Raw genomic sequence first — 18,444 nt, 5'->3', positions numbered from 1 at the left:
TATTTCCCTTGAGACTTGGTACGGATTATTTGCGTCAGCGTCCCTGGCGGCGGTCGAGCAACACCGCCAGCAGGATGACTGCACCCTTGATCACTTGCTGGTAGAAGGACGACACCTCCAGCAGGTTCAAGCCGTTGTTCAGCACGCCGATCAGCAAGGCGCCGATCAGGGTGCCGACGATCCAGCCGCGGCCACCGGCGAGGCTGGTGCCGCCCAGCACGACCGCGGCGATCGCGTCGAGCTCGTAGCCGGTCCCCGCCGTCGGCTGCGCCGAATTGAGACGCGAGGTCAGGATCAGGCCGGCCAGCGCGGCGAGGAAACCCGAGGTCGCGTAGATCATGATCTTCACGCGGTCGACGCGCACGCCCGAGATGCGCGATGCCTCCTCGTTGCCGCCGACCGCGTAGACGTGGCGGCCGAACGCGGTGCGCTTGAGGATGAACCACAGCACGCCGAAGGCGATGAACATGGTGATCACCGGCATCGGCACCAGCGCGCCCAGGTAGCCGTTGCCCAGCATGAAGAAGAAGTCGCTGTTGAGCCCGGTCACCGGACGGCCGCCGGTATACACCAGCGCGAGGCCGCGGAAGATGGTCATCGTCGCCAGCGTGACGATAAAGGGCGCCAGGCGGCCCTTGGTGATCGCCAGGCCGTTGAACGCGCCCATCAGCGTACCGCAGGCAAGGCCGGCGAAGGTCGCCAGCACCGGGTCGGTGCCCGAGGCCATCAGCCCGGCGGTCACCGCGCCGGACAGCGCGAGGATGGCGCCGACCGACAGGTCGATGCCGCCGGAGAGGATGACGAAGGTCATGCCGAACGCGATCAACGCGTTGATCGAGACCTGCCGCATCACGTTGAGCAGGTTGCCGACGGTGAGGAAGTTGTCGCTCATCACGGCGAGCACGACGCACAGAACGATCAGGCCGATCAACGGGCCCAGCTTCTGCACGAGTTTCTTGGTTTGACTGACGGCCACTTAATACCCTCCGGTAGCCAGATGCATGATGGATTCCTGGGTCGCGTCGGCCGCGGCGAGTTCACCCGCCAGCCGGCCTTCGTGCATCACCAGGATACGGTCGGAAATGCCGAGCACTTCGGGCAGCTCGGACGAGATCACCACCACGGCCACGCCGTCGAAGGCGAGCTGGTTGATGATCTGGTAAATCTCGGCCTTGCCGCCGATGTCGACGCCGCGGGTCGGCTCGTCGAGGATCAGCACGCGCGGCTTCAGGCTCAGCCACTTGGCCAGCACCACCTTCTGCTGGTTGCCGCCGGACAGCGACTTCACCTCGAGCTCGGCGTCGCGCGTGCGGATCTTCAGCATGTCGATGCAGCGCGCGACCAGGCTCTTCTCCTCGCCCTTGGCGACGATGCCGGTGCGGCCCATGGTCGGCACCAGGGGCAGCGTGATGTTCTCGCGCACCGACATCTCGAGCACCAGACCCTGCGCTTTGCGGTCCTCGGTGACGAAACCGACGCCGTAGGCGATCGCGTCGGACGGCTTGCCGATCTTCACCTCGGCGCCGTCGACAAAGATGCGGCCGCCGGCGCGCTTGTTCAGGCCGAACAGGGTGCGCGCGATCTCGGTGCGCCCGGCGCCCATCAGGCCGGCGATGCCGATCACCTCGCCCGCGCGCACCGAGAAGCTGATGTCCTCGATATGGCGGCCGTCGGACAGGTGCTCGACGCGCAGGCGCTCGGCGCCGTGGCTGACCTCGCGCTTGGGGAAGCGCTCGCCCAGCTCGCGGCCGACCATCATCTGCACCACATGGTCGAGCGAGGTGTCGGCGATGCGCTCGGTGCCGACGAACTCGCCGTCACGCAGCACCGAGATGCGGTCGCACAGCGCGAAGATCTCTTCCATGCGGTGCGACACGTAGACGATGCCGACACCGTCGGCGCGCAGCTCGCGGATCACCTTGAACAGCGCGTCGATCTCGCGCTCGGTCAGCGCGGCGGTCGGCTCGTCCATGATCAGCACGCGCGCGTTCAGCGACAGCGCGCGCGCGATCTCGATCATCTGCTGCTGCCCGATCGACAGGGAGCCGACCTCGGCGTCCGGGTCGAGCTCGACCGCGAGGCGCGACAGGTACTCGCGCGACAGCCGGCGCATGGTGCCCATGTCGAGCAGGCCCGCACCCACCGTCTTCTCGCGGCCGAGGAACAGGTTCTCGGCGACGGTCAGCTCGGGGATCAGGTTCAGCTCCTGGTGCATGATCGCGATGCCGAGCGACTCCGCGTGCTTGGGGTCGCGGATGCTCACCGTCTCGCCGGCGACGGCGATCTGCCCCGCGTCGGCGCGATAGAGGCCGGTCAGGATCTTCATCAGCGTCGACTTGCCGGCGCCGTTCTCGCCCATCAGCGCGTGGATTTCCCCCGCCGCGAGCGAGAACGCGACGTCCTTCAGCACGTTGACCGGGCCGAAGGACTTGGCGATGCCGCGCATTTCTACCAGCGTACTCAAGCGCATCCCCTTTAGAACACGACGCCGGAGAACAGGATCACGTTGGCGTAAGGCGTCGCCTCGCCGGTACGGATCACCGCACGGGCGCCCTTGCTCAATGCCTTGAAGTCGGCGTGGCTGACCAGCCGCACGCCGATGCCCGCTTCCTGCAGTTCGACCGCGCACTGGGTCGCCTTGGGGTTGAAGCGGCGCACCTCCTCGGCCATCACCGCGTGCTCGACCTGCATCTCGGAGAGCACGACCTGCAGGGTGTCGACGAAGGACGGGATGCCCGGCGTCAGCGCAAGGTCGATGCGCTCGACGCCCGGCGGGATCGGCAGGCCGCAGTCGGCGATCACGATGCTGTCGCCGTGGCCGAGCTCGGCCAGTACCCGCGCAAGCTGCGCGTTCAGCGTTCCGGTCTTTTTCATGCTTTATCCTTGATGAACGCGGCCAGTTCGTCCGCGTGCGGCATGCCGCCTTGTGCGCCCAGCCGGGTGACCGACAGCGCGGCCGCGGCGCACGCGTAGCGCATGGCGGCGGCAGCGCCCTCGCCCAGGTAGGTGGCGAACGCCGCGTTGAAGGTGTCACCGGCACCGGTGGTGTCGACCGCGTCGACCGCAAAACCCGGCTGGTGGACAAAAGCGCCCTGCGCGTCGACGTGGTAGGCGCCGTGCGCGCCCTTGGTCATCACCACCTGGCCTGGCAGGCGCGCCATCATGTCCGGGAACGGCGTGTCGCCGGCGTCCAGCACGATGGAGAGTTCGTGTTCGTTCGGCGTGAGGTAGCTCACCTTGGCGAGCAGCTCTGCCGGCAGCGCGGTGGCCGGCGCCGGGTTGAGGATCAGCGGCACGCCGTGGCGGCGCGCGACGCTGGCGGTCGCCTCGACCACCGCCAGCGGCACCTCGAGCTGGGTCAACACCACGTCGGCCGCGGCAATCTCGGCCTCGGCCGCCTCGACGTCGGCCACCGTCAGCCGGTGGTTGGCGCCGGGGATCACGATGATGTGGTTCTCGGCGCCGCTGACGGTGATGCAGGCGACGCCGCTGGCCGTCCCTTCCGCGGTATGCACGTGGCGGGTTTCGACGCCTTCGCGCTCGAGGCCGGCCTTGAGGTCGCGGCCGAACAGGTCGTCGCCGACGCAACCGACCATGGTGACCTCGGCGCCCAAGCGGCGCGCGGCGACAGCCTGGTTCGCGCCCTTGCCGCCGGCGAAGGTCGCGAAGCGTTCACCGCTAAGCGTCTCGCCCGGTTCGGGAAAACGGCTGGCCAGCGCGACCAGGTCCATATTGATACTGCCGACAACGACAACCTTGGGCATTTTGTTCTGTTTCCGTGTGTTCCGAGACGGCACCCGTAGTCGGCGGGCACTATAAAAGCCGCGAATATTAAAATATTAACAACTACAAGCCAAACCCGACCGATACCGAACATTGCCGATTACGCAAAGCTCACCGGCCTCTTTTATTCATATCGCGCAATCCCCACTTGCGCAAAACCCCATGGAAATATCGCGCAGGATGGGTGCCCGGCCATCTGCCCCCTGCTTGCGGGGAGGACGGCTAAATCGGGGACTTGCCCGACCCGGCGTCCGCCGTCCGTCAGGGACGCTGCCACGCGCACTTGCAAAAAAGTCACGCCGCTAGCGCAGGCGGCCGGACTCGGCGAGCGAAACCGCGGCCTGCGCGGTCACCACGAAGTGGTCAAGCAAGGCGATGTCGACCAAAGCAAGCGCCTCGCGCAGCGTCGCGGTCAGCGCAATGTCGGCCATCGACGCCTCGGCGCGCCCGGACGGGTGGTTGTGCGCGACGATCAGGGCGGCGGCGTTGTGCAGCAAGGCGCGGCGCACCAGTTCGCGCGGGTAGACCCGGGTCTCGGTCAGGGTGCCGGCGAACAGCTCCTCGACGGCGAGCACTTCGTGCGCGGCGTTGAGGAACAGCGCGACGAACACCTCGCGCTCGCGCGCGCCCAGCAGCAAGCGCAAATAATCACGCACCGCGCCGGGGCTCTCCAGCACGTCGGCGCGCGCGAGTTGCTCGGCGAGCGCGCGCCGCGTCAGCTCGTGCGCGGCCATCAGTTGCGCGTACTTGGCGCGGCCGACGCCGGGCTCCATGCACAGTTCGGCTTCGCTCGCGCGGCACAGCGCCCCAAGCGAGCCGAAACGCGCGAGCAGCCGCTGGGCGAGCGCCAGCGCCGAGACGCCCGGCACGCCGGTACGCAGGAAGATCGCCAGCAACTCGGCGTCGGAGAGCGCCGACGCGCCGCGCGCGAGCATTTTTTCACGCGGCCGCTCGCCAGATGGCCAGTCGGCGATCGTCACCACACCCTCCCCGCCTGTCGACAACGGTTTAGTTGTAGCAAGCCGCCGGCCTCGCCGGCCGGCAAATTCCGGTAAACTCGCCTTTTGCGTCCCCCTCCCCCGTCCACACCATGACAGCCAAACGCATCTTGCTGGGCGTCACCGGCGGTATCGCCGCGTACAAGTCCGCCGAACTCACCCGCCTGTTCGTCAAGGCCGGCCACCGTGTCGAAGTCGTGATGACCGAGGCGGCGACCCGCTTTGTCACCCCGCTGACCTTCCAGGCTCTGTCCGGCCACGCCGTGTACACCGACCTGTGGGACGAGCGCCCCGCCGGCGGCATGGCGCATATCGAATTGTCGCGCCGCGCCGACCTGTTTCTTGTCGCGCCGGCGAGCGCCGATACCCTGGCCAAGCTCGCGCATGGCCAGTGCGACAACCTGCTGACCACGCTGGCCGCCGCGCGCACCTGCCCCTTGGCCGTCGCGCCGGCGATGAACCGCCAGATGTGGGAGAACGCGCCGAACACGCGCAATGTCGCGCAGCTCAAGGCGGACGGCGTCGCCGTGCTGGGGCCGGCGTCGGGCGCGCAGGCGTGCGGGGAAACCGGGGACGGTCGGATGCTCGAACCGGAAGAACTGTTCGAGCTCGCGCTGGGCCTCTTGGAAGACAAGGTGCTCGCAGGCCAGCGCGTGCTGCTGACCGCCGGGCCGACCTACGAGCCGATCGACACCGTGCGCGGCATCACCAATATCAGCTCGGGCAAGATGGGCTACGCGCTCGCGCGCGCCTGCCGTGACGCCGGCGCCGAGGTCACCCTCGTCTCGGGGCCGACCGGGATGGCGGCGCCCGCCGGCGTGCGCCGCGTCGACGTGCAAAGCGCGCGCGACATGCAAGACGCGGTGCTCGCCGAAGCCGCGCGCTGCGACGTGTTTGTCGCGGTCGCCGCCGTCGCCGACTACCGGGTGACGAACCGCTCGGAACACAAGCTGAAGAAGGGTGACGCGCCGCCGGTGCTCGAGCTGACCGAAAACCCGGACATCCTCGCCACCATCGCGTCCTTGCCGGCCGCGCCGTTCTGCGTCGGCTTCGCCGCCGAGAGCCGCAACCTGCTCGAATACGCCGACGCCAAGCGCCGTCGCAAGCAGGTGCCGCTTCTGGTCGCCAACCTCGCGCAGCAGGCGATGGGCGCCGACGACAACGAGGTCGTGCTGCTCGACGACACAGGCAACCACCCGCTGCCGGCGATGCCCAAGCGCGACGTCGCCCGCGCCATCGTCCACCACCTGGCCGCGCTGCTCAGCAAGCGCGCCGCCCCCACTGATCAAGGAAGATAAAGATGCCCGTGACGCTAGACGTCAAGATTCTCGACCCCCGCCTGCACGAACAGCTGCCCGCGTACGCGACCCCCGGCTCGGCCGGCCTCGACCTGCGCGCGATGCTGGACGACACCACCGTGATCGAACCCGGGCAGACACTGCTGGTGCCCACCGGCCTGGCCATCCATATCGGCGACCCGTCGCTCGCCGCGATCATCCTGCCGCGCTCGGGCCTCGGCCACAAACACGGCATCGTGCTGGGCAACCTGGTCGGCCTGATCGACTCCGACTACCAGGGCCAGCTCTTCGTGTCGGTGTGGAACCGCGGCCAGACGCCGTTCACGCTGAACCCGCTCGAACGCATCGCCCAGCTGGTGCTGGTGCCGGTGGTGCAGGCCACCTTCAATCTCGTCGAATCATTTGACGAGAGCGAACGCGGCAGCGGCGGCTTCGGCAGCACCGGCAAGCACTGAGATACTTGGCGGGCTTGTGCGGCAGGCGGGCTGCCTATACTGCAAGCGCCGCATTCGCGGTGCCTGGCAGGAAAGGACGGACCATGCGCATGCCAAAACTACTGGCTGCCGTGCTGTTGGCCGCGCTCGCCGCGGTCACCGTCGGCGGGTGCAGTAGTACACCCGAACCCGTCAACTGGAGTACCGGCGGCGGCCCCGCCGACCCAAGCTGACGTTTCGCCACGCGACCGCCCGGGCAGATGCCCGGGCGACTTGCTTTTCAGGCCTTGCGGGTGCGCATGCGCTCGGCGCGGCCGCGCAGCCATTCGAGCGTCAGCAACAGCGCGATTGAGAACAGGATCAGGATGGTCGCCGCCGCCGCGATCGCCGGGCTGATGTTCTCCTTGATGCCGCCGAACATCTGGCGCGGCAGCGTCATCTGCTCGGGCGCGGCGAGGAACAGCGTGACTACCACCTCGTCGAACGAGGTTGCGAAGGCGAACAGCGCACCGGAGATGATGCCCGGCGCCACCAGCGGCATCACCACCTTCACGAAGGTCGTCAGCGGACCGGCCCCCATGCTCGCACTGGCGCGGATCAGGTTGGTGTTGAAGCCGGCCAGCGTCGCGCTGACGGTGATCACCACGAAGGGCACGCCCAGCGCCGCGTGCACCAGCACGAGGCCGAGGTAGCTGCCGGTCAGCCCCAGCGGCGCGAAGAAGAGGTAGGCGCCGACACCGACGATCACCACCGGCACCACCATCGGCGACACCAGGATCCCCATCAGCAGCGACTTGGCCGGGAACTCGCGGCTGGCGAGGCCGACCGACGCCAGCGTACCCAGCACGGTCGCGATCAGCGTCGCCGCCGGCGCGACAATGAAGCTGTTCATCAGCGCGCGCGTCCACTCGCCGTCGGTCAGGAAGGCCTCGTACCAGCGCAGTGAAAACTCGCGGATCGGGTAGACCAGAAAGGAATCGGCCGAGAACGACAAGGGCACGATCGCGAACAGCGGGCTGACCAGGAACAGCAGCACCAGCACGTTGAAGGTTCGGAACAGCCAGAACCAGGCTTTTTCAGGCAGGGAAGCGTAGGCAGGCAACATGGTTTACCCCAGGCTCAGTTTGTCGCTGCCGACCAACCGCTGGTAGACGGTGTACAGCAACAGGGTGGCGGCCAGCAACAGTGTGCCCAGCGCGGCGGCCATCCCCCAGTTGATCGTCACGTTGGTGTAGAAGGCGACGTAATAGCTGACCATCTGCTCTTCCGGGCTACCCAGCAGCGCCGGCGTGATGTAGTAGCCGATGCACATGATGAACACCAGCAAGGCGCCGGCGGCGACACCGGAGACGGTCTGCGGGAAGTAGATCTTCCAGAACGCGGCGAACGGATGGTCCCCCAGCGAGATCGCCGCGCGCATATAGCTTGGCGGGATGCTCTTCATCACGCTGTAGGCGGGCAGGATCACGAAGGGCAGCAGGATGTGCACCATCGCGATGTAGACGCCGACGCGGTTGAACGCGAGTTCCAGCGGCGCGTCGGTCAACCCCAGCGACATCAGCGCGCTATTGATCAGGCCCTCGCGCTGCAACAGCACGATCCACGCGGCGACACGCACCAGCACCGAAGTCCAGAACGGCAACAGCACCAGGATCATCAACAGGTTGCTGCGTCTGGCCGGCAGCTGCGACAGCCAGTACGCCAGCGGGTAACCCAGCAGCAGGCACCACACGGTCACCCAGAAACTCATCCACAGCGTACGCCCGAAGATGCTCAGGAAGGCGCGCTCCTCCCCCGCCTTCAGCTGCGGCGTACCGTCCACGCCCTGCTGCATGTCGAGCGACGAGAGCAGGTAGTAAGGCGTCACCGTATCGCCATTGCGCGCGATGGCACGCCAGTACGGCAACTCGCCCCAGCGCTCGTCGATGTCCAGCAGCGCGGCCTTCGGCGCTTCGCCCGCCTCAAGCGGCATCTTGCGCGCGGTTTTCTGCAACAGCGAGCGGAAGCCCGGCTCCTCCATATTGAGTCGCTTGGCAAGTTCGGGGACGGTCTTCTCCTCCTTGGCGCGCGCAAGGTCCGCGGCCAGCGCGAGGAAGGCGTCGTCGCCGGGCAAGGCGCGGCCGTCCCACGTGGCGAGCGCGCGGCCCGTCTGCGGCAGCACGGCGGCGACCTCGGGATTGTCGACACTGCGGGTCAGCAAGGCGCCGATCGGCAGCAGGAAGGTCAGCAGCAGGAACAGCATCAGCGGCAGCACCAGGAGCACCGCCTTCAACTGGCGCAGCCTGCGCTGGCGGGCCAGGCGTGCCTTCAGCGGCACGCCGTCGGCGGCGAGCAGCACACCGGGCATGGGTACACTTTCGGACATGGCAGTCCCCGGGAAAAAACGGCCGGCGTCAGGCGCCGGCCGCAGGTGGTACGACAGTTTTCGGGCTTACTTCGCTGCCCAGGCGTTGAAGCGCTCCTCGAGGTCTTCACCATGCTCGACCCAGAACGCGACGTCGATCGGCAGCGCGCCCTTGAGGTTGGCCGGGTCGGTCGGCAGGTTGGACGCGACCTTGGCCGGCAGCAGCTTGATCGACTTCACGTTGGTCGGACCGTACGCGATATTGCTCGAGTAGACCTTCTGCTGTTCAGGCTTGCTGGAAAACGCGATGAACTGGGTCGCCTCGGCCACCTTCGAGCCCTTGGGGATCGCCCATGAGTCGACGTCGTAGATGCTCTGGTTCCACACCACCTTGAGGTTCTTGCCTTCCTTCTGTGCGGCGTCGATGCGGCCGTTGTAGGCCGAGCTCATCACCACGTCGCCGGAGGCGAGGAACTGCGGCGGCTGCGCGCCGGCTTCCCACCACTGGATGTTCGGCTTGAGCTGGGACAGCTTCTTGAACGCGCGCTCGACGCCGGCCTTGGTGCCGAGCACCTTGTACACGTCGGACGCCGGCACCCCGTCGGCCATCAGCGCGAATTCGAGCGTGTACTTGGCGCCCTTACGCAGGCCGCGCTTGCCCGGGTATTTCTTGACGTCCCAGAAATCCTTCCAGCCTGCCGGCGCCGCCTTCAGCTTGTCTGCGTTGTACGCCAGCGCCGTCGACCACACGAAGATGCCGACGCCGCACTCGGAGACGGCCGGCTTGACGAAGTCGGCCTTGTTGCCGACCTTGGCCCAGTTGATCTTCTCGAACAGGCCTTCCTCGCAGCCGCGCAAGAGTTCGGGCGACTCGACCTCGACCACGTCCCAGCTCGGGCGGCCGGCGTCGACCATCGCCTTGATCTTGGCCATCTCGCCGTTGTAGTCGCCGGCGACGACCTGAGTGCCGGTCGACTTCTCGAACGGCTTGTAGAAGGCGACTTCCTGCGCGGCCTTGTTGGCGCCGCCGAACGACACCACGGTAATGCTCTTCTGCGCGAAAGCCGGCGCGGCAAAGCTCAGGGCCAGTACGGCGGCCAGTGTGGTCTGTTTTTTCATGTATTCCTCTCCTTGATGTTGTCTGCCAGCCTGTTCAAGCATCCTGCGGCGCCAGCGCCCGCAAATCCTTCACCATCCAGCCCACGTCCAGCGTCTGCCCGGCCTGCCAGGCCGTGTCGACGTCGCCGATCGGCACCTTGACCATGAAGCCCTGCGCCGGCCCCAGCGCGAGGCGCAGCCGGACATGGTCACCCAGGTAGATCTGCTCGATCAGCTGTGCGGAGAGCCGCGTCTCGCACGGCGCGGCAAGCAGGCCGAGGCGCACCCGCTCCGGACGGATCGACATCGCCGTCGGCCGTGCCGCCTCGGCACCCGCGCGCTCGGCCCTGACCACCACGCCGTTTGCGAGGCGCACCTCGCACAGCGTGCCGTCCACCGACACCACCTCGCCGTCCAGACGGTTGTTCTCGCCGATGAAACTGGCGACGAAGGCGTTGCTCGGCGTCTCGTAGAGCGCGTTCGGCGTGTCGATCTGCTGGATGATGCCGTCCTTGAACACCGCGACGCGGTCGGACATGGTCAAGGCCTCGCTCTGGTCGTGCGTCACGTAGACGACGGTCACGCCCAGGCGCTCGTGGATATGCTTGATCTCGAGCTGCATATGCTCGCGCAACTGCTTGTCGAGCGCGCCCAGGGGCTCGTCCATCAGCACGAGCTTGGGCTCGAACACCAGCGCGCGCGCCAGCGCGACACGCTGCTGCTGCCCGCCGGAGAGCTGGCCCGGGTAGCGGTGCGCGAGGGCGTCCAGCCTGACCATGCCGAGGGCCTTCTTCACCCGCTCGGCAATCTCGCTGGCGGACAGCTTGCGAAGCTTCAGCGGGTAGGCAAGGTTCTCACCGACCGTCATGTGCGGAAACAGCGCGTAGTTCTGGAACACCATGCCGATGTCGCGCTTGTGCGGCGGCACGCGGTTGAGCAACTTGCCGTCGAGCCAGATCTCGCCGTGGCTCGGCGTCTCGAAGCCGGCGAGCATCATCAGGCAGGTGGTCTTGCCCGAGCCGGACGGCCCGAGCAGGGTCAGGAACTCGCCGCGGCGGATGTCGAGGTCCAGGTGTTTGACGATCAGGCTCTCGCCGTCGTAGCTCTTTTGCACGCCCCGAAAACTGACGAGGGCGTCGCCGGACTGGGTTTCGCTCATGGGCTCTCCTAAGGGTGGCCTACTTGTTCCGCTTTGCGGAATCTAGTTTTGCATTTGCAAACACATTAACCACATCGTCATTCCATGTAAAGAGCCAAAGCTCTACTTCGCATGATGCGGAAGCGTCGCGGCTAGCCATGCAAAAGGCATGCCCGTTCATACAGAAGGAGAGGCGCCGGCCAGACAAAGAAAAAGCCTGTCCGCCGGGGCGGACAGGCTGTCAGGCAGCGAGAAAGGACGGTCAGTCGAGCAGGTGGTTGTTCAGCTCGCGCATGCCGGCCGACAGCATCGCCAGGTCGAGCACCGCGAAGCCCTGCAGTTCGGCGAAGATCGCCCGGCAGGCGTCGACCTGCGCACCACGCGCCGCGCTCCACACCTCGACCGGCTCGCCCTCGCCGGCCGCGTGTTCGAACGCGCTCCTGGCCAGACGGCGATGCAGGCGGTACAGGTCGTCGCGCAGCGCCGAGCGCGCCAGCGACTGCCAGCGGTTCTCGCGCGGCAGCGCGGTGATCGCGCCGCGCAGCCAGTCCAGCTGCAGCAGGCGGCCGAGCGTGAGGTAACCGGCCAGCACGCGCTCCGCGTCGAGCGCGACATGGTCGGCCACTTCGATCACGTCCATCAGCGGCACCGCAAACTCCAGACGCGCCACCAGCGCGGAGAGTTCAGCCGGTACCCCCTCGGCCAGCAGCGCGGACTCGCGCACGCCCACTTGCGGGTACTCGTCCGTGCCAAGCGTGGCCGACAGGCGTGCTTCCAGTGCCTGCACCTTGCCCGCGAACAGGGAAATCTGCTCGCTGACCGCGCCCAGCGGACGGCGGTTGCGCAGCACCCAGCGCGTCGCGCGCTCGATCAGCGTGCGCACGTCGACCATCATGCCCACCTGCACGTCGGCCGCGACGCGGTTGTCGAGCGCCTCGATCTGCTGCCACAGCGCCTCGCCGCCGAACACATGGTCGGCGACCCACCACGCGCGGGCGATCTCGGCGTCGGACAACGCCATCTCTTCCTTCAGGCGGAACACGAAGGTGGTGCCCATGCGGTTGACGATGCGGTTGGCCAGCTGGTTGGCGATGATCTCGCGCTTCAGGTAGTGCCCCTTCATCGCCTCGCCGAAGCGTGCCTGCAAGGGCTGCGGGAAGTAGTCGGTCAGCACCGGTAGGAAGTCCGCTTCGTCCGGCAGCTCGGACGCGAGCAGCGCCTGGTCGAGCGTGATCTTGCTGTACGCGAGCAGCACGGCGACCTCGGGCGAGGTCAGCCCGCCGCGGGCCGCACGGCGTGCCGCGATCTCGCCCTCACCCGGCAGGTACTCGAGCTCGCGGTTGAGCTCGCCCGCCTTCTCCATCGCGCTCATCATCCGGCCCTGCGCGCCGAGCATGCCCGGCGCGTTCAGGCGGTTGACCGCGAGGATCTGCGTCTGCAGGTAGTTGTTGCGCAACACCAGATCGCCGACTTCTTCGGTCATCTGCGCGAGCAGCTCGTTGCGCTGCTTGAGCGTCATGTCGCCCTGCTGCATCACCGTGCCCAGCAGGATCTTGATGTTGACCTCGTGGTCGGAGCAGTCGACGCCGGCCGAGTTGTCGATCGCGTCGGTGCAGATCAGCCCGCCCTTCTGCGCGAACTCGATGCGGCCCTTCTGGGTGCAGCCGAGGTTGCCACCCTCGCCGACCACCCTGACGTTGAGCTCACCGCCGTTGACGCGCAGCGCGTCGTTGGCGCGGTCGCGCGCGTCGGCGTGCGTCTCGTCACTCGCCTTTACGTAAGTGCCGATACCACCGTTGTAGAGCAGGTCCGCCTCGGCCTTGAGGATCGCGTGCATCAGCGCGGTCGGCGCCATCTGCTCGGCGTCGGTCTTCAGCCACGCGCGCACCTCGGGCGAGAGCGGGATGCTCTTGGCGGAGCGCTCGAAGATGCCGCCGCCCGCCGAGATCAGCGCGCGGTCGTAGTCGGACCACGACGAGCGCGGCAGCGCGAACAGGCGGGCGCGCTCGGCGAAGCTCACCGCCGCGTCCGGGTTCGGGTCGAGGAAGATGTGCTGGTGGTTGAACGCGGCCTTGAGCAGGATGTGCTCGGAGAGCAGCATGCCGTTGCCGAACACGTCGCCGGCCATGTCGCCGATGCCGATGACGGTGAAGTCCTCGTTCTGGATGTCGACGCCCAGGTGGCGGAAGTGGCGCTTGACCGACTCCCACGCGCCGCGCGCGGTGATGCCCATGCCCTTGTGGTCGTAACCGGCCGAGCCGCCGGAGGCGAACGCGTCGCCCAGCCAGAAGCCGTACTCGGCCGACACGCCGTTGGCGATGTCGGAGAAGCTGGCCGTGCCCTTGTCGGCGGCGACCACCAGGTACGGGTCGTCGGCGTCCAGCCGCACCACGTCACGCGGCGGCACGATCTCGCCGGCGACGATGTTGTCGGTCAGGTCGAGCAGCGACGCGATGAAGATCTTGTAGCAGGCGATGCCCTCGGCCATGAACGCCTCGCGGTCGGATGGCGCCGGCAGCTGCTTGCACACGAAACCGCCCTTGGAGCCCATCGGCACGATCACCGAGTTCTTGACCATCTGCGCCTTGACGAGGCCAAGCACCTCGGTGCGGAAGTCTTCCATGCGGTCGGACCACCTCAGGCCGCCGCGGGCAACCTTTGCACCACGCAGGTGCACGCCCTCGATGCGCGGGCTGTACACCCAGATCTCGAACAGTGGGCGCGGCTGCGGCAGGAAGGGGATCGCGCCGGACTCGAGCTTGAACGACAGCGCGGCCTTGGCGCTGCCGTCGGCGGCCGCCTGCCACAGGTTGGTGCGGCGCACGGCGAGGATCACACTTAACAGGCCGTTGAGGATGCGGTCCTCGTCGAGGTTGGCGACCCCGTCGAGCAGGGTCTTCACTTCCTGCTGCAGCGCCTGTGCGCGCGCGTCATCGCGCGCGGTGGGCGACAGGCGCGCGGCGAACAGGTCGACCAGAGCGCGGGTGATCGCCGGGTAGTGCGCGACGCACTGCTCGATATAGCTCTGGCCAAACGGCAGGCCGCCCTGGCGCAGGTACTTGGAGAGCGCACGCACCAAAGTGATCTCGCGCCAATCGAGCCCGGCCAGCAGGGCGAGGCGGTTGAAGCCGTCATTCTCGACACGGCCCGCAAACACTTCGGCGAGCAGTTGCTGGAAGTCCTGCTGGGTCGCCTCGTCGCACAGCTTGTCGAAGGCGTCTCCCAGGTCCAGGCCGTAGTCGGAGATCCACACCGCATCGCCACCGGCACGCTCGATGCGGTACGGGTGCTCGTCCTTCACGCGCACGCCCATGTTCTCGAGGATGGGCAGGCTAGACGACAGGCTGGCCGGCTCGCCGGCACGGAACAGCTTGAGGTTGAACTGGCGGGCGCCCTGCTGGAACGGGCGGTACAGCTTGATCGCCAGCGACTGGCGGCTCGCCGCGTCTTCGATGTGGCGGATGTCGACCAGCGCGTTGCGCGCGCCGAATTCCTCGCGGTAGGCGACGGGGAAGGCGTCCGCGTAACGGGCGAACAGCGCGTTGCCGCCCTCCTCGCCGCCGGCTTCGACCAGCAGGCCGTGCAGCTCGTCACTCCAGCCGCGCACCACGCGCGCGATCTCGGCTTCGATCTCGCTCTCGCGGTAGGCCGGCAGCGTCGAGGTCGGCACGCGGATGATGTAGTGCACGCGGGCGAGCATGCCGTCGCCGATCTGCACGCTGAATTCGCAGCTGCTGCCGCCGAACGCGCGGCGCAGCACCTGTTCGATCTTCAGGCGCACCTCGGTGTTGAAGCTGTCGCGCGGCACGAACACCAGGCAGCTGACGTAACGGTGGTAGCGGTCCTTGCGCACGAACAGGCGCACACGCGGACGCTCCTGCAGGTTGACGATGCCCTCGGCGATCGGCTGCAGCACCTCGGCTTCGATCTCGAACAGCTCGTCGCGCGGGTAGGTCTCCAGCACGAAGGACAGCGTCTTCGCCTTGTAGCTGTTGTCGACGAAGTCGCAGGTACGGGTCACATAGTCGACCTTCTCGCGCAGGATGGGGATGTCCTTGGGCGAGGCCTGGTAGGCGCGCGCGGTATAGAGGCCGAGCAGGCGCGACTCGCCGATCACCTCGCCCGCCTCGTTGAAGCGTTTGACGCCGGCGAAGTCCATGTACGCCGGACGGTGGATGATAGAGCGCGACTGCGACTTGTTGAGCACGATGCGGTGCGGCAGGTGCGCAAGCTCGCGCAACTCCTGCGGCAGCGCCTCGAAACTGGCCGAGTATTCCTTGCCACCCTGGTCCTCGAGGATGCCGAGGCCCGAACCCTTGACGATCTTCAGGCTGTCCTGCCCATCTCGCTTGACGAGGTCGTAGTCGCAATAGCCGAGGAACAGGAAATGGTTGCCTGCCATCCACTCGAGGAAGGCGCTGGCCTCGGCGGCGTCACCGTCTTGTTCGGCAAGCGCCGCGCACAACGCTTCGACGCGCGCACGCATGGCCGGCTCGTCGCGCACCGCGAGCTGGATATTGGAGAGCACGCGTTCGAGCTCGGCCTGCAGGGCTGCGAGGCGGGCCGGGTCTGTCACCCGGTCGACCTGCGCGTGGATCATCGATTCCAGTGGCAACGCACGCGCCTCGGCGCGCTCGATTGCGAGCAGCTTGCCCCCGGCATCGCGCTCGACCTCGACCACCGGGTGCACCAACAGGTGCAGGCCCAGGCTGTTGCGCGCGAGGAACATGGTCAGCGAATCGATCAGGAACGGCATGTCGTCGTTGACGATCTCGATCACCGTATGCGTGCTCTGCCAGCCGTCGCGTTCGAAGTCCGGATTATAGATGCGCACCCTGGTGGCGCCGGCGCGGCGCTCGGCGGCGAACTCGTAATGCGCGACAGCCGCGCCGAACAGGTCGGCCGCCGGCAGGCGGGACAGGTCGGCGTATTCGGTTTCCTCGAAGTAGACCGGGAAGAATGCGGACAGGCGCGCCGCCTCGGCGGCGGACAGCTTCTGCGCGCCGACGGCCTGGATATCGGCGATCAGGCTGGCCAGCTCGGCCTTGTTGCTCAACGACATGATGTCTCCTGCTTTATTATGGAGAGTGGGTAGCGTGGCGATTGTAGAACCCGCCAGCCAGCCGGCATTTCCGGATTGCGACACGTCCGTACACATCCCACTTAGCGTGAACGCTCCGCGACAAGGTCATTCCTTGAATCGGGCGAAGCGGTTAGAATTTCCGCCCCGCGCAGCCTCGTACCGGTGCGCCGCCTACCCCTATGGAGAGCATGATGCCGCGCCCGGCCCGCCTGTTAGCCCTGACCTTCAGTTGCCTGCTGACGATGGCGCACGCCGAAACCCTGCGCTTCGGCATGGACCTCAACTACCCGCCGTTCAGTTCGATCAGCGCGGGTGGCAAGCCGCAGGGCTTCGACGTCGATATCGCCTACGCGCTATGCCGCGAGATGAAGGTCGACTGCCTGATCGTCTCGCAGGACTGGGACGGGCTGATTCCCGCGCTCAAGGCCGGCAAGTTCGACGCGATCCTCTCGTCGATGCAGATCACCCGCGAGCGCAAACAACTGGTCGACTTCTCCGACCGTTACTACAAGATTCCCAGCAGGCTGATCGCCCGCGAGGGCAGCGTCCAGCCACCCCGGAAATTGACAGGTTGGCGCGTCGGCGTGCTGACCGCGTCGACCCAGGCCCGCTTCGCCGAAGCGAACTGGGCGCGCCAGGGCGCCGAGGTCGCCGGCTACCGCAAGATAACCCAGGCCTTCGACGCGCTCGCCCAAGGCAAGCTCGACGCCGTGTTCGTCGACAGTGCGGTCGGCGACTACGCCTTCCTGCAAAAGCCGCAGGGCAAGGGCTTCGCCTTCGTCGGCCCCGAATACCGCCAGAGCGAGTATTTCGGCGAGGGAACCGGCATCGCCGTACGCAAGGGCGACCTCGCACTGGCCACCCGCCTCAACCGGGCCATCGCCTCGTTACGCACCAGCGGCCAGTACCGCCAGATCGAACGGAGCTACTTCGGCTTCGACCTGTACGGCAAAGATAGCCACTAGCGCGGCCGGATGCTCGCCTGCCGGGGGGCATTGGTCGTACAATATGCATAATCCGCCGTCGCAATCCCGCAAGCTGGCGGCACCCTGTTTTCTTCACTCATCACCAACCGGCCCGACCTTTAGATGGCTCCTCCCAAGATGCAGGCCAGCAGACCGTTACGCTACGGCTTCCTGCTGCTTCCCAATGCCTCGATGGCTGACTTTGCGATTGCCAGCGAGGTACTCACCTGCGCCAACCAGTTGGCGGAAAACCGCTGCTTCGAATGCCTGTCGCTGTCACCGGATGGCCAGCCGGTCACCCTGCTGGGCGGACAACGGCTGCCGGTCGAGTTGCCGCTCTCCCATGCGCCCAGGCTGGACGCGCTGTTTGTCCTCTCCAGCGACACCCATTGCGAGGTGAACACCGACGAGATCAGTCGTGCCGTCAACCAGTCCGGCAACGACAAGCTGCTAGTCGCGGCCATCGGCTGCGGCAGCTACTGGCTGGCACGCGCGGGCCTGCTAACGGGTTTTCGCGCGACCATCCACTGGCAGGAAATCGGCCGTCTGTCCGAGGACTATCCTGAAGTCATCGTCTCGTCCAACCTGTTCGAGATCGACCGTACCCGCGCCTCCTGCGCGGGCGGTGCGGCGACGCTCGACTTCATGATCAGCCTGGTCTCTTCGCACCTGGGCGGCGAATTCGCCGCCCGCCTGTCCGAGCGTTTCAGCATGGAGCGCATCCGCCCCGGCAACGAACGCCAGCGCATCCCGCTGGCGACGCGGATCGGCGGCAGCCAGCCCAAGCTGACCGAGGCGGTCAGCCTGATGGAAGCGAATATCGAAGAGCCGCTGTCGACCGACGACATCGCCTTCTACGTCGGCGTATCGCGCCGCCAGCTCGAGCGCCTGTTCAAGCAGTACCTGAACACCGTGCCATCCAAATACTACCTGGAACTGCGCCTCAACCGCGCCCGCCAGTTGCTGCAGCAGACCTCGAAGTCCATCGTGCAGATCGGCCTCGCCTGCGGCTTCTCGAGCGGCCCGCATTTCTCGAGCACCTACCGCAACCACTTCAATATCACGCCGCGCGAAGAGCGCGCGCAACACGCGAACCAGCACAGCGAACACTCGCTGTAAGCGGCCGCAACGCGAGAACGCAAGAAGGGGCGTGTCCGTCAGGACACGCCCCTTTGTTTTGGACGGCGGAATGCAGGGATATGGTGGTTGTAGCGCGCAGTGGATGGGTTTTTCCGCGCGCACAAAGCAAAACCCCCAGCTCATTGAGCTGGGGGTCTGCGGATGGGGCGTCTGGCGGTGTCCT

General features: G+C 66.9%; 15 protein-coding genes. 5 read left to right on the top strand and 10 right to left on the bottom strand.

What is annotated here, in order from left to right; genetic code table 11:
• Nucleotides 1-34: 34 nt before the first annotated feature.
• From E5K04_RS09785 to radC, 5 genes are all read right to left on the bottom strand, one after another.
• Nucleotides 35-976: an ABC transporter permease gene (locus E5K04_RS09785; RefSeq protein ID WP_235844333.1), complete on the bottom strand. Its 942-nt coding sequence runs from the start codon at nucleotides 974-976 to the stop codon at nucleotides 35-37.
• Complete coding sequence (locus tag E5K04_RS09780; protein ID WP_407920080.1) at nucleotides 977-2,446, bottom strand: sugar ABC transporter ATP-binding protein; 1,470 nt, start codon at nucleotides 2,444-2,446, stop codon at nucleotides 977-979. It abuts the gene before it with no gap.
• Between the two features lie 29 nt (nucleotides 2,447-2,475).
• On the bottom strand, nucleotides 2,476-2,874 hold the full coding sequence (gene rbsD / locus E5K04_RS09775) for a D-ribose pyranase (RefSeq protein WP_136553514.1): 399 nt from the start codon (nucleotides 2,872-2,874) through the stop codon (nucleotides 2,476-2,478).
• Nucleotides 2,871-3,764: a ribokinase gene (gene rbsK, locus E5K04_RS09770; protein ID WP_136553511.1), complete on the bottom strand. Its 894-nt coding sequence runs from the start codon at nucleotides 3,762-3,764 to the stop codon at nucleotides 2,871-2,873. The genes rbsD and rbsK overlap by 4 nt, the downstream gene beginning before the upstream one ends.
• 321 nt (nucleotides 3,765-4,085) lie before the next feature.
• On the bottom strand, nucleotides 4,086-4,763 hold the full coding sequence (gene radC, locus E5K04_RS09765; RefSeq protein WP_136553509.1) for a RadC family protein: 678 nt from the start codon (nucleotides 4,761-4,763) through the stop codon (nucleotides 4,086-4,088).
• 110 nt (nucleotides 4,764-4,873) lie between these two features.
• Here radC and coaBC point away from each other — a divergent pair, with 110 nt between their 5' ends.
• The 3 genes from coaBC to E5K04_RS17000 all read left to right on the top strand — a co-directional run bounded on the left by coaBC (nucleotide 4,874) and on the right by E5K04_RS17000 (nucleotide 6,746).
• Nucleotides 4,874-6,079 (top strand): bifunctional phosphopantothenoylcysteine decarboxylase/phosphopantothenate--cysteine ligase CoaBC, encoded by a 1,206-nt coding sequence (gene coaBC, locus E5K04_RS09760; RefSeq protein ID WP_136553507.1) that lies wholly within the window; start codon nucleotides 4,874-4,876, stop codon nucleotides 6,077-6,079.
• 2 nt (nucleotides 6,080-6,081) lie between these two features.
• Nucleotides 6,082-6,534, top strand: coding sequence for a dUTP diphosphatase (gene dut / locus E5K04_RS09755; RefSeq protein ID WP_136553505.1), 453 nt, complete (start codon nucleotides 6,082-6,084; stop codon nucleotides 6,532-6,534).
• A gap of 89 nt (nucleotides 6,535-6,623) precedes the next feature.
• On the top strand, nucleotides 6,624-6,746 hold the full coding sequence (locus E5K04_RS17000; protein ID WP_268907636.1) for a hypothetical protein: 123 nt from the start codon (nucleotides 6,624-6,626) through the stop codon (nucleotides 6,744-6,746).
• Between the two features lie 47 nt (nucleotides 6,747-6,793).
• On the opposite strand, the gene E5K04_RS09750 is transcribed toward E5K04_RS17000, so the two are convergent.
• From E5K04_RS09750 to E5K04_RS09730, 5 genes are all read right to left on the bottom strand, one after another.
• Nucleotides 6,794-7,618, bottom strand: a complete 825-nt coding sequence (locus E5K04_RS09750; RefSeq protein ID WP_136553503.1) for an ABC transporter permease — start codon at nucleotides 7,616-7,618, stop codon at nucleotides 6,794-6,796.
• Nucleotides 7,619-7,621: 3 nt separating this feature from the next.
• Nucleotides 7,622-8,878 carry an ABC transporter permease gene (locus E5K04_RS09745; protein ID WP_136553501.1) on the bottom strand — a complete coding sequence of 419 codons (1,257 nt, stop codon included), beginning with the start codon at nucleotides 8,876-8,878 and terminating at the stop codon, nucleotides 7,622-7,624.
• Nucleotides 8,879-8,944: 66 nt separating this feature from the next.
• The gene (locus tag E5K04_RS09740; RefSeq protein ID WP_136553499.1) at nucleotides 8,945-9,976 is read right to left on the bottom strand and encodes an ABC transporter substrate-binding protein; all 1,032 of its coding nucleotides are present in this window, start codon (nucleotides 9,974-9,976) and stop codon (nucleotides 8,945-8,947) included.
• 34 nt (nucleotides 9,977-10,010) lie between these two features.
• Nucleotides 10,011-11,114, bottom strand: a complete 1,104-nt coding sequence (locus E5K04_RS09735) for an ABC transporter ATP-binding protein (protein ID WP_136553497.1) — start codon at nucleotides 11,112-11,114, stop codon at nucleotides 10,011-10,013.
• Between the two features lie 241 nt (nucleotides 11,115-11,355).
• Nucleotides 11,356-16,155, bottom strand: a complete 4,800-nt coding sequence (locus E5K04_RS09730) for an NAD-glutamate dehydrogenase (RefSeq protein WP_136553495.1) — start codon at nucleotides 16,153-16,155, stop codon at nucleotides 11,356-11,358.
• A 209-nt stretch (nucleotides 16,156-16,364) separates the two neighbouring features.
• Between E5K04_RS09730 and E5K04_RS09725 the strand changes: the two genes are divergently transcribed.
• Nucleotides 16,365-17,141: a transporter substrate-binding domain-containing protein gene (locus tag E5K04_RS09725; protein WP_235844331.1), complete on the top strand. Its 777-nt coding sequence runs from the start codon at nucleotides 16,365-16,367 to the stop codon at nucleotides 17,139-17,141.
• A 138-nt stretch (nucleotides 17,142-17,279) separates the two neighbouring features.
• Nucleotides 17,280-18,260, top strand: a complete 981-nt coding sequence (locus tag E5K04_RS09720) for a GlxA family transcriptional regulator (protein ID WP_235844330.1) — start codon at nucleotides 17,280-17,282, stop codon at nucleotides 18,258-18,260.
• Nucleotides 18,261-18,444: the final 184 nt, after the last annotated feature.

It is taken from the genome of Crenobacter intestini (assembly GCF_004919095.1).
Taxonomy (GTDB): domain Bacteria; phylum Pseudomonadota; class Gammaproteobacteria; order Burkholderiales; family Chromobacteriaceae; genus Craterilacuibacter; species Craterilacuibacter intestini.
The sequence above is the reverse complement of the archived record's forward strand: the minus strand, read 5'-3'. Positions and strand labels throughout refer to the sequence as shown.